The sequence below is a fragment of the Amphibacillus jilinensis Y1 genome, from assembly GCF_000306965.1.
Lineage (GTDB): Bacteria > Bacillota > Bacilli > Bacillales > Amphibacillaceae > Amphibacillus_C > Amphibacillus_C jilinensis.
This window is the reverse complement of record NZ_JH976435.1, coordinates 188,563-200,619: the sequence shown is the minus strand read 5'-3', so window position 1 is coordinate 200,619 and position 12,057 is coordinate 188,563. Positions and strand designations below refer to the sequence as shown.

At 38.5% G+C, this 12,057-nt stretch carries 11 protein-coding genes; all 11 read right to left on the bottom strand.

The annotated features are described in order from the left end of the window. The gene (gene rsgA, locus B494_RS0107860; protein ID WP_017471841.1) at positions 1-882 is read right to left on the bottom strand and encodes a ribosome small subunit-dependent GTPase A; all 882 of its coding nucleotides are present in this window, start codon (positions 880-882) and stop codon (positions 1-3) included. Between the two features lie 3 nt (positions 883-885). After that, positions 886-2,949: a Stk1 family PASTA domain-containing Ser/Thr kinase gene (gene pknB / locus B494_RS0107855; protein WP_017471840.1), complete on the bottom strand. Its 2,064-nt coding sequence runs from the start codon at positions 2,947-2,949 to the stop codon at positions 886-888. Continuing rightward, positions 2,943-3,710 carry a Stp1/IreP family PP2C-type Ser/Thr phosphatase gene (locus B494_RS0107850; protein WP_017471839.1) on the bottom strand — a complete coding sequence of 256 codons (768 nt, stop codon included), beginning with the start codon at positions 3,708-3,710 and terminating at the stop codon, positions 2,943-2,945. Before B494_RS0107850 ends, pknB begins: the two co-directional genes overlap by 7 nt. Before the next feature lie 46 nt (positions 3,711-3,756). Further along, positions 3,757-5,112 (bottom strand): 16S rRNA (cytosine(967)-C(5))-methyltransferase RsmB, encoded by a 1,356-nt coding sequence (gene rsmB, locus B494_RS0107845; RefSeq protein WP_017471838.1) that lies wholly within the window; start codon positions 5,110-5,112, stop codon positions 3,757-3,759. Beyond that, complete coding sequence (fmt, locus tag B494_RS0107840) at positions 5,105-6,052, bottom strand: methionyl-tRNA formyltransferase (RefSeq protein WP_017471837.1); 948 nt, start codon at positions 6,050-6,052, stop codon at positions 5,105-5,107. Before fmt ends, rsmB begins: the two co-directional genes overlap by 8 nt. A gap of 15 nt (positions 6,053-6,067) precedes the next feature. After that, positions 6,068-8,476, bottom strand: a complete 2,409-nt coding sequence (gene priA / locus B494_RS0107835; RefSeq protein WP_017471836.1) for a primosomal protein N' — start codon at positions 8,474-8,476, stop codon at positions 6,068-6,070. Further along, positions 8,476-9,678, bottom strand: coding sequence for a bifunctional phosphopantothenoylcysteine decarboxylase/phosphopantothenate--cysteine ligase CoaBC (gene coaBC, locus B494_RS0107830; protein WP_017471835.1), 1,203 nt, complete (start codon positions 9,676-9,678; stop codon positions 8,476-8,478). The genes priA and coaBC overlap by 1 nt, the downstream gene beginning before the upstream one ends. An 88-nt stretch (positions 9,679-9,766) precedes the next feature. Continuing rightward, positions 9,767-9,982, bottom strand: coding sequence for a DNA-directed RNA polymerase subunit omega (gene rpoZ / locus B494_RS0107825; protein WP_017471834.1), 216 nt, complete (start codon positions 9,980-9,982; stop codon positions 9,767-9,769). After that, positions 9,979-10,599: a guanylate kinase gene (gene gmk, locus B494_RS0107820; RefSeq protein ID WP_017471833.1), complete on the bottom strand. Its 621-nt coding sequence runs from the start codon at positions 10,597-10,599 to the stop codon at positions 9,979-9,981. The genes rpoZ and gmk overlap by 4 nt, the downstream gene beginning before the upstream one ends. Positions 10,600-10,675: 76 nt before the next feature. Continuing rightward, positions 10,676-10,936 carry an extracellular matrix/biofilm regulator RemA gene (gene remA / locus B494_RS0107815; RefSeq protein WP_017471832.1) on the bottom strand — a complete coding sequence of 87 codons (261 nt, stop codon included), beginning with the start codon at positions 10,934-10,936 and terminating at the stop codon, positions 10,676-10,678. Between the two features lie 93 nt (positions 10,937-11,029). Next, a complete protein-coding gene (locus tag B494_RS0107810) occupies positions 11,030-11,911 on the bottom strand; it encodes a YicC/YloC family endoribonuclease (protein WP_017471831.1) in 882 nt (293 codons plus the stop codon). Positions 11,912-12,057 lie beyond the last annotated feature (146 nt).

The following is a 12,057-nucleotide window of genomic DNA, read 5'->3' as shown; positions in this document are numbered from 1 at the left end:
TTAATACCTCGGCTTTCTTGATTGTATTTCTTGCTCAAATTGTAAATAATGCTGGTAGCGATATTCAGCGATTTCACCTTGTTCTAACGCAGTTTTCACCGCACACTTTGGTTCTTCTATATGCATGCAACCTCTAAATTTACATTGCGAACGATAGTGATCAAACTCCGGAAAACATAGGGGTAGATCTTCTCGTGATAACTGCTCAAAATCTAAAGAACTAAACCCTGGCGTATCAGCAACTAATCCATTATTGACTTCTACTAATTCCACATGTCTTGTCGTATGCTTTCCCCGGCCTAAACTTGTTGAAATTTCAGCTGTTTTTATTGATAAATCTGAGTTCAAACGATTCAATAGAGAAGATTTACCCACACCAGATTGTCCGGCAATGACTGAAGTCCGGTTGGATAGCGTTGTTTGCATTTCTTGGAAGTTCTGATCAGGTTCATCAGATAGTAACTTCACTTGGTAACCTAAACGACGATAATTTTCTACAAACATATTTAAGTATGAAGCTTCTTCTTTTGTTAATAAATCTATTTTAGTTATTAGAATGATGGGTTCAATCTGATTAAATTCAACTAAAACTAAAAATCGGTCGAGTAAAACCGTACTGAATTCGGGTTCCTTTGCTGAAACAGTGATCAAGGCTTGATCAACATTTGCAACAGGAGGGCGGATAAGCTGATTTTTCCTTGGTAACAGTGCTGTTACATACCCATCGGTTAAGTTTTCCGCTTCAAATACAACAAAGTCACCAACAAGAGGTGTCTGCTTCTGCTTACGAAACAGACCTCTTGCTCTACATTGATAAGTTGTTCCTTGACTGCTCACGTAGTAGAACCCGCTTAATGCCTTGATAATTTGACCTTCAGGCATACACTAATCTCCTTCCACATCTTCATAAGCTATTGTTCGTTGAATAACGACTTGATCATCACGTTCAACTTTATAGGTAGCTGTATCACCCGGGGCTATAACTAAACGTATAGTGAACTCTGTATCACTTACAATAGTATCCGTCTCATATAAATCAGTGAGCTCGTTATTCATATCTTCCACATAAATACGCACATCTTGCCTCTCTGGGTTTGTTTCTTCCTCATCTTCCTGTTCTTCCTCATCGTCCGGTGGGTTACTCTCGCCCGTATAAGGAACATTGAAAGTCACACTATGTGTAATCGGTGATTGTTCTTCTTCGCCTAAAGAGATAACCAAGTTGACAACAGCACCCTCTTCTAACTCGGTACCCGGTTCAGGGGATTGACGAATAACATTTCCTTCATTAACCGTAGCGGAATGTTCTTTTGTTACATTAGCAGTTAAACCTTGGTCTTGTAAGTATTGTCGTGCACTATCCTCATCCATACCGACCAGATTATCTAACTCAACTGTACGTTCCCCTATACTGACTTCAAATATAACAACCGTTTCAGCAGGTACGACTTCACTATCAGGCTCTGGATCAGAATGAGCAATAATTTGGCCTTCTGGTTGATCAGAATAGGAGTCAATTCTTTGCACATCTTGATAGCCGCGCTGTAATAATAAACGTTCAACTTGACTATACGATTGCCCGACATAATCAGGGAAGGTTTCAGTTTCTGGGCCTTGACTGACAAACACTGTTATCGTCGTTCCTTCCTTCACACTCGTTTCGGCTTCTGGATCAGTATCGACCACATGATCAATCTCAATATCTTCTGAGAAAATATCTTCTCGCTCCATTTCTAAACCTAATTCTGTTAGTAATTCCTCAGCATCATCAACGTGCTCCCCTTCTAAATCAGGGATCTCAATATCATCAGGTTGTAGCAAGTTCGGCAAAATAAAAAGTGCAAATAAACTAGCGATAAGAACAACCAAAAATGTCATCGTAAGCCAAAAAATAATCCTTCTTTTCTTACTTTTCTTTTTTTTCTTGCTCTTTTTACCTTTAGCCTCGGCTTCATCATTTTCAGATTTGGGATTGACAGGTTGTGTCGACGCTGTCGTTTGCTTCGAATGGACAAGTGTCTCATTATCTGTCGAATTTTGCGCTAATTGTTCATTTGTCACAACGGGAATGGCCTTAGTCGCCTCACCAGGTTCATCAGGTTGGACAAAGGGTGGTTCGTTTATTCTTTCTGGGTTAAGTACAGTAGACAGATCAGCTTCCAACTCGCTTAATGTTTGATAGCGATGAAAAGGATCTTTTGTGGTGGCTTTTAATACAACATTCTCCAGACTTTGTGGAACATTATCTATCCATTGTCGAACCGATGGTGTATTGGACTGCAAATGTTTTAAAGCTATGGAAACAGCAGATTGACCAGAGAACGGGATTCTTCCAGTTAGCAACTCAAACAATACAATTCCTAAAGAATAAATATCTGACTTTTTATCAGCTGTTCCACCCCTCGCTTGTTCAGGTGATAAATAATGAACAGACCCTAACACGGAGTTTGTCTGAGTCAAAGACGTGGCGCTCAATGCTAAAGCAATACCAAAATCAGTCACCTTGACCTGATGATCTGGGCTTATCAAAATATTTTGGGGTTTAATGTCTCTATGCACAATATGATTTTCGTGCGCATGTTCAATAGCTGAACAGATTTGCACCATAATATCAATTGACTCTTCTACAGGAATTGGACCATAGTGTTGAATGTATTTCTTTAACGTCATGCCCTCGACATATTCCATTACCATGTAATAAATATCATCTTCATCATCAACATCGAATATATTCACGATATTAGGGTGGGATAGACTCGTGGCAGATTGTGCTTCACGATGAAAACGTGTAATAAATTCCTCATCATTCGCATATTCCAAACGTAATACTTTTATCGCTACCTCACGCTCTAAGATCGAGTCGTAACCGAGATATACGTTGGCCATTCCGCCGCCACCTATCAGTTGCTTGACCTGATAACGTTCACTTAACAGTCTCCCTTCTAACAAGTGGCATCACCTTCTTCCGCTTCTTCGGCTTCACTGTGTTCTGCTAATGCTAACGTAATATTATCCTCACCACCGCGATCATTTGCTTCATTAACCATCTCTTTAGCTATATCGTGTAATGATTCATTCGTAGCTAAATAGTCTTTTAACTCTTGATCAGTTAATTTATTTGTCAATCCATCCGAACAAACGATTAAGCGATCTCCTTCATGCCATGCTGATGAAAAGACATCTGGTTCAACCGTAGGGTTTGTACCAAGTGCTTTCATTAGTACATTTTTACGAGGGTGATACTCAGCATCCTCTTTTGATAACTGACCTGATCGCACGAGTTCATTTACGAGTGAATGATCATCTGTAATTTGAATAAGGTCACCTTCACGATATCGATAGCAACGGCTATCTCCAATATGCGCTATCGATAGTTGATCAGCCATAAATATAACAACAATAACTGTTGTCCCCATCCCTCGACATTCAGGATGCTGTTCCGCATGTTGAAAAACATTAGTATTAGCTTTTAAAATATGTGATCTCAGCCATGCTTCAGCCTCTTCAGGTGTATCTATCCTTTCGGTTGCTTCCCAAACACTTGCAAAATACGTTTTTACCATTTCACTTGCCACATCACCCGCTTGATGGCCACCCATTCCATCTGCAACGATACTTAATGTTTGATCAGCTTTATTTTTGAATAGTCCTCCCGCATCTTCATTATGAGGTCTAACTTTACCTTGATCTGAAATAAAGTATTGTTTCATTGTGCCATTCACCTCTTATCTTCAATAACTCATAAGACTCTTATGATTAATTATCTATTCTACGGCGTATACGTGTCAAAAAGAAACCATCGGAATTAAAATCATCAGGGAATATTTGCAATCCCACTTTCGTAATACCGGTACTTCTATGCAAAAAGCTTGGCAACTCATCAAAGAAGCTAGGATCAACTTCAACGTTTTGGTGACTAGCCAAAAATTCGGTAATGACCGCTTCGTTTTCAGTAGGATCAACCGTACATGTGCTATAAACGAGTTTACCATCCTTTTTAAGCAAAGGAACAATACTTGTCAACAATTCGTATTGAATCTTGGCCAAGGAGATAATATCTTTCGCAGTTTTTGTATATTTTACATCTGGTTTCCCTCGTACAACACCCAAACCCGAACACGGTGCATCAATTAAAATGCGGTCAAATGAATGAGGTTGATGCGTATCACCTAATAGACGAGCGTCAATTCCTTTTGTTCTTACATTGATTAAACCATGCAATTCAGCTTTTTTCTTAACAAGATCAGCCTTCTTTTGATGCAAGTCATAAGCAAATACATGCCCGGTATTATTTAGTTTTTCAGCAATATGTGTCGTTTTCCCACCAGGTGCACTGCAGGCGTCTAAAACGTTTTGGTCTTCTACAACATCCAGCATCTCTACAACAAGCATAGAGCTTTGATCCTGTACGGTAACCGAACCATTTTCCAACAATGGGTGCTTAAGGATATTTCCTTTTTCAATGACAATACCTTGGCCGGAAAAAGCTGATTCTACCACTTGATAACCATCTTCGGTAAGTTGTTCCATCGCCGCTTTTCGTGTCACTTTCAATGGATTAATACGGATACTTATCGGTTTTGTTTTGAGATTCGCTTTACAGATTGAAGTTGCTTTATCTTTTCCATAGCTATCGATCCATCTCTCTACTAACCAATAAGGGTGACTTGTTTCTATCGAAAGGCGTTCAATCGGATCGGAGATATCAGCAAACGCTGGAAATCCTTGACGTTGTGCTGAACGCAACACACCATTTACCAATTTGACAATCCCTTTATGTCCCCTTACTTTACTAATCTCAACCGCTTGATGAATAATCGCATGATCTGGTACTTTATCTAAATAGTACATTTGATAGAACGATAAACGTATTAGCCATCTTACCCATTTTTCCAACTTATCCGTTCTTTTTACAAAATGTTTGAGAAAATAGTCAAGCGTTAATTTATACTGTAACGTCCCATAAACGATCTCAGTAAATAATGCCTGGTCTTTAATCGCCCAATCTGATCTTTTCAATGTTTGATCAATGATGAGGTGACTAAATGCTCCACTATCTCCTACCTTTACTAAAACCTCTAACACTTTTTCTCGTAGTTGATATTTATTCATGTTCGACTCCTAGTTGAATACCTACTTTAAACAATGGATCACTTCCATTTAAATAATCTTTCATGGACATCCTCTTTTTTCCGGATATTTGAATATCAGTTAGCTTGATTGCTGTTTGATCTCCACAAGCAACAATGGCACCATCCGATTCCATTTCTATAATTTCTCCAGGTCTTTTATCCGTTCTTAAATCAACCCTTTCACCCCACCATATTTTCACATTTCTACTGTTAATGGTTGTACTAGCAACTGGCCACGGATGTAAGCCTCTAATATGGTTATATATAGCCATAGCATTGTTGTCCCAATTAATCTTTTCTTGATCACGTGTAATATTCGGTGCATAAGTAGCTTTCGTGTCGTCTTGCTCTACTGGTTCAATTGTTTTATTAAAAATAGCTGGGAGTGTTTCATGTAAAAGCTCAGCACCAAGCTTTGATAACTTATCATGTAATGTTCCGACATGATCATTACGTTCAATGGGTAGTTCTTTTTGTGATAATATTGCCCCCGCATCTAAAGCTTCAACCATATACATAATCGTGATTCCGGTCTTTTCTTTCCCCTGTTTAATGGCATAGTGGATAGGTGCACCACCCCTCAATTCAGGTAATAATGACGCATGGACATTCACACAACCAAAGGGAGGTGCATCAAGTAACGCTTTAGGTAAAATCTGGCCAAAAGCTGCCGTAACAATTAAATCTGGTTTATAAGCTAAAATTTCTTGATACGTTTCTTTTATCTTTTCGGGTTGATAAACATGTAAGTCATGCTTAATCGCTTCCTCTTTAACAGGTGGTGGTGTAAGTGTTCGCTTTCTACCTTTCGGGCGATCGGGCTGTGTGACAACAAGCACGACTTCATAGCCATCATTGATGATTTGCTGTAACACCGGTACAGCAAAATCTGGCGTTCCCATAAAGATAACTTTCTTCATAAAAAACCCTTCTTTCTACATTAATTGATATGGTTGAAGGTCAATTTGAATGAGCAAATCTTCTTTTCTCATCTGCTCTTCATAATACGTTAATATCTTTGCCAATACTTGTTTTTGTTTTGGTTCATATTTATATTTTACCATGCACTGAAAGCGATAGCGATTCTTTATTCGCTCTAAAGGTGATGGGGTAGGTCCTAAAATACGCGCTTGATTCGACAAGTGTTTTGCTAATAACTGACTAATTGTCCGCGTGACTTCTAACGCTTGATTTGGGTTTTCGTGTGATACAGTAATTAACGTCAAAAAATAGTAAGGTGGATATTGAAAAGCTTTTCTCAATGCCATTTCTTTTTCAAAGAAACCATGATAATCATAGTCTTTAGCAAACGTAATACTGTAATGTTCCGGTGTATATGTTTGAACGATAACTTCACCTTCAAGATGATGACGTCCCGCCCTTCCACTAACCTGTGTCAAAAGTTGAAAAGACTTTTCCGCTGATCTAAAGTCTGGTAAGTTTAATAAACTGTCTGCTGCTAATACACCAACTAGCGTAACATCAGGAAAATCTAAACCCTTAGCAATCATTTGTGTGCCTAGCAAAATATCAGCTTGTTTTCCACCAAATTGACCCAACAAACGCTCATGGGCCCCTTTTTTTCGCGTGGTGTCAACATCCATCCGGATCACTCTTGCCTCAGGTATTAGCTGGTGAATCATTTCTTCTACTTTTTGAGTACCCGTACCAAAGTATCGAATCGTTTGACTGTCACAACTCGGACATTTTTGTGGCATTTTTTCTTGATAATTACAATAATGACATTTTAACAGGTTTTGCTTGCGATGATAAGTGAGTGATATATCACAATGCGGACATTGAACGACATGCCCACAATCTCTACACATAACAAAAGTTGAGTGCCCTCGGCGATTTAGAAATAAAACAATTTGTTCATTTCTTGCAATCCTTTCTTCGATTGCTGTCTTTAATTGTCGAGAAAACATTGTCCGATTGCCAGCATGTAATTCTTGCCTCATATCTACAACCGAGACATTTGGCATCTGACCTTCATTCATTCGCGCTGGCATTGACAATAAGTGATAAACCCCTTTATTAGCACGAGCAAACGTTTCTAATGTTGGTGTCGCGGTACCTAATATAACTGGACAGCGATGATATTCACCACGCGCGATCGCTACATCTTTAACATGATAACGTGGATGATCTTCTTGTTTATAGCTTGATTCATGCTCCTCATCAATAATAATTAATCCAATATTCTCAAATGGAACGAAGATAGCTGATCGCGCACCAACCACAACCTTAACTTCTTTTCTTTGTATTTTCCGCCATTCATCAAACCGCTCCCCTTTTGACAGTGCACTGTGCATAACAGCTACATCAGCACCAAATCTCCCTTTAAAACGATTGACCATTTGGGGGGTCAATGCTATCTCTGGGACAAGGACGATCGCTTCTTTACCAAGGGATAAAGCATGGGCAATAGCTTGTAAATACACTTCAGTTTTTCCACTACCTGTTACACCATGTAATAAGAAAACTTGATGCTGCATTTGATCAAGTTTATTAACAATCGGGGTAAGTGCATGTTGCTGTTGTGGCTTCAATGGCAATGGACTTGTCGGCTTAATTAAATCATCGCGATACGGATTACGGTATAACTCTTCTTGATATAACTCTACTATACCAGCAGATAAAAGCGGCTTTAACGTTTGTCTTGTCGTCTTCATTTTTTCCAAAAATACTTTTAACATAACCGGTTGATCGTGCCTTATAAAATAATTTATTAGTTCTCGTTGTTTTTTAGCCCGACTTGATAAATTAGCTAAGTAAGCATCTAAACGTTCGACAGCTACTTTACGTTTGAGCATGGTTACTTTTTTATAGGTTTCTTTGCTTTTAACTTGATAGACCATTTCCAGATCGCCATCTGCTATCCCTTGTTTAACATACTTAAGCGGAATATTCTGATCTGATAAATCTTTTTCATCGATATAATCCCTTCCTGCAAAAACAGACTCTAGTATTGGAACTAACGGGACGTCGGTTATTCGATGTACTTGCTTATGATAATCTGCTTTTAACGCTTGCGGTAGCATCGCTTGAAATGCTGATATATAAAAACTCATCGTATGATCAGCCAGCCACTTACCTAATTCAATTAATTCTTCTGTTAAAATCGGTGTATAATCAAGCAAAGCTTTAATCGACTTAACACGCTCAACCTCTGTATCCTCTACTATTTCCAATACATAGCCCATAATCGTTCTTGAACCGAAAGGAACAATCACACGTATACCTATTTCAATCGTCCCTAATAAATGTTCTGGAATGAAGTAGTCAAATACTTTATTGGTTTGTGACGCGGGCACGTCGACAACAACTCTAGCAATTGTCACTAGCGATCTACTCCCATTTCTTTAGCTATTTGATTCAGTAACTGATAGGCAATAGCTTGTTTGCTCGTCTGCTCAATTCTCGTTTTCATTCCAGACTTTGTTAATATAACGACTTCATTGGTATCTGACTTAAAGCCTGCCCCCGCCTTGGTTATATCATTTATCACAATAGCATCTAAATTTTTTCGAGTCAGCTTTTGTTGGCCATACGCCTCCGTATTTTCTGTTTCCGCAGCAAATCCAACCAAATACTGATCGCGCTTTTGAGTACCTAGTGTTTGTAAAATATCTTTTGTTCTTTCTAATTTAAGCGTTAGCGTATCCGCTTGTTTCTTTAATTTATGCTGATGAACAGTGACTGGCCGATAATCAGCAACAGCTGCAGATTTGATGACAATATCTTGTTCATCAAAGTGATCCAACATCGTTTGATACATTTCTTCGGCAGTGGTAATATCTATCCGCTCAACAGCTTTCGGCGTGACCAAATTAACGGGTCCACTCACTAAGGTTACAATCGCACCTAATTGAGCAGCGACTTTTGCAATGGCAAAGCCCATCTTTCCAGATGAATGATTGGTTAGAAAACGAACAGGATCAATGGTTTCCTGTGTCGGTCCCGCTGAGACTAACAGTCGTTTTCCTGCCAAAGGCTTTGCTTTTACCTGTTCCCTTTTTAAATACTCAACCATTTCTTCAGGTTCCGGCAGTCGACCTTTCCCATGATAGCCACAGGCTAAATACCCTTCACCGGGATCAATAAAATAGCATCCTCGTTCTCTTAAACGCTCCATGTTCTCCTGAACTGCTCGATGTTGATACATGTGGACATTCATAGCAGGCGCAAGATATACTGGCGCCTCAGTCGCTAGTAAGGTCGTCGTCAACATATCATCTGCGATACCATTTGCATATTTACCAATAATATTGGCTGTAGCAGGGGCAATTACGATCAAATCTGCCCAATCAGCTAATTCAATATGTTGAATTTCTTTTGGATCAAGCTCATCAAATGTATCGACATAGACTGGCTGTCGTGAAATCGATTGAAATGAAAGTGGAGTAACAAACTGCTGCGCCCCTTTTGTTAAAATCACTTTCACTATTGCTCCAGCTTGGGTTAGCTTACTTGTTAGGGCAATAGCTTTATACGCAGCTATTCCACCTGTAACCCCTAATACAATCTTTTTATCTGTTAACATTTGATCACACCCTCTATTTTTAATATGCTAAAAGTTTAACCCCTCGCCTGCCGATTGGCAAACAAGGGGTCGTTTAACGGCGACGTGATTAGCGTCTTTCTTTATATTCAGTCGATACATACGTTAATTTTCCCGCATGAATTTCTTCTAATGCAATACCAACATTTTTTGCTGCTGTTGGTGTTTCAATTTGGATAATTTTAGCATTTTGAATCTGTCGAGCACGGCGGGCAGACAAGGTAACTAATGTATATTTAGAATTAATTTTTGTTTGTAATTGGTCGATTGATGGTTCTAACATCATGATTGGCTCACCTCCAATAATTTTTTATATTGACTAGCTACGCGTTCACGTTTACAGTGTTCACTCTTAACAATGGCTTGAACTTTGTCGACGGCATGATCAACTTGATCATTAACAACAACATAATCATAAGCATCCATCAGTTCAATCTCGTCTTTTGCTGCTTTAAGTCGATTCATGACAAGTGATTCTGTTTCTGTACCTCGACTAATGATCCGGTTTTTTAGTTCATCTAAGCTCGGGGGTGATAAAAATATAAAAACACCTTCCGGAAAGTTTTCCTTTACTTGTAATGCACCTTGGACCTCAATTTCTAGAAATACATCTTTTCCTTGATCAAGTGTGTCTTCTACATAATGACGGGGGGTACCATAATAATTCCCTACATATTCAGCGTGTTCAAGTAGTTGATTCTTTTCAATCATCGATTCAAATTCTTCTTTTGAACGATAAAAATAATCAACACCTTCTTTTTCACCCGAACGCATCGGGCGAGTGGTCATTGAAATCGAATATTGCAATGCGGTATCCTTATCAAATAGTGCTTTTCTAACCGTTCCTTTCCCTACCCCCGACGGGCCTGACAAAATAAATAAAATTCCTTTTTGTTCAATCAACGATTTATTCCCTCCATCATCATCTCTTCTTCATCTTAATTGAAATAATTTATTAAAAAACGCGTATAAGATCTCGTTATTCATCAATCTCTTCTTCATGACTTAGCACACGTTGGCCAACGGTTTCAGGCTGCACTGCAGATAAGACAACATGATCACTGTCTGTTATAATGACCGCGCGTGTTCGTCTTCCATAAGTCGCATCGACCAGTTTGTTATTATCTCGAGCCACCGTAATAATACGTTTAATGGGTGCGGATTCTGGTGAGACGATCGAAATAATACGGTTGGCTGAAACAACATTTCCAAAGCCAATATTAATTAATCTTAAACTCAAGCTTGCTCCCCCTCTAATTTTCGATTGGATCGTTACGTCCTTCTCCTATGTTATCTATATCATTATATTATAAATGAAGATGATTTGAAATGTCTATTCAATATTTTGAACCTGTTCCTTTATCTTTTCAATTGTTGCCTTTAATTCTATTACATATTCACTAATAGAAGGATCATTGGCTTTTGCACCGATGGTATTCGCTTCCCTAATCATTTCTTGAACAATGAAATCCAGTTTACGTCCTATTTCATTAGGTTGCTCAAGTAGTGTCTCCATCTGTGCAATATGACTTTGAATACGGACTAATTCTTCTGTTAAATCCCCTTTTTCAGCTAGACTTGCTAATTCATAATAGAAGCGTTCATCTTGTTTTAAGCCTTGCTTCATTAATAAAGCATTTAATCTTTCTAACATCCGCTCATAGTGATGCGTTTTGACTTGTTCACGCATTTGAGTCAGTTCAGCTGTAATATTTCTAACCGTTATTATTCGGCACTTTACATCCTCTGCTAACTTTGAACCTTCAGCTTCTCGCATATTATTGACGCGCTGACAGGCACTACTAACAGCATCAAGCATTTGACGAACTAACTTTTCTTCTATTTCATCTGGTTCCGCGATTTGAAAGACATCTGTTAATTCTGGTAGTAACTTTAATAATGCTTGTGAAGAATCAGGATATTGCTTAGATATACGCTGAATTGCGTCATCATATTGTTCGAGTAATGACCAGTTAACAGCTACTGTTTGAGTTGCTATCCGCTCATCAGAAATATGGATATAACATTCGATTCTACCACGAATAAAATATGTGCGGATAAGTTGTTTAATCTGTTCCTCATATTTATCAATGGAACGAGGCATTTTTATCGATAAATCTAAAAAGCGGTGGTTGATCGATTTTATTTCAACCGTAATCTTTGTCTGATCTAACACTAAATCTACTTCGCCATAACCTGTCATACTTTTTACCAAACCATCACATCCTATTATCTTACTTTACCACGCTTATTTAAATCAGTTATTTCTGACCTTTCAGAGATGAATTAGAAAAAACTAGCATGCAATCGCTAATATTGTGCTTTCTTAACGTGTAAAAATGGATAGTCACATAACGGCTA

Bases quoted from the DNA above. Each gene is read 5' to 3' on its own strand.
- rsmB (WP_017471838.1), bottom strand. From the start codon at position 5,112: ATGAATAAATATCAACTACGAGAAAAAGTGTTAGAGGTTTTAGTAAAG.
- B494_RS0107850 (WP_017471839.1), bottom strand. From the start codon at position 3,710: ATGAAACAATACTTTATTTCAGATCAAGGTAAAGTTAGACCTCATAAT.
- fmt (WP_017471837.1), bottom strand. From the start codon at position 6,052: ATGAAGAAAGTTATCTTTATGGGAACGCCAGATTTTGCTGTACCGGTG.
- coaBC (WP_017471835.1), bottom strand. From the start codon at position 9,678: ATGTTAACAGATAAAAAGATTGTATTAGGGGTTACAGGTGGAATAGCT.
- rsgA (WP_017471841.1), bottom strand. From the start codon at position 882: ATGCCTGAAGGTCAAATTATCAAGGCATTAAGCGGGTTCTACTACGTG.
- rpoZ (WP_017471834.1), bottom strand. From the start codon at position 9,982: ATGATGTTAGAACCATCAATCGACCAATTACAAACAAAAATTAATTCT.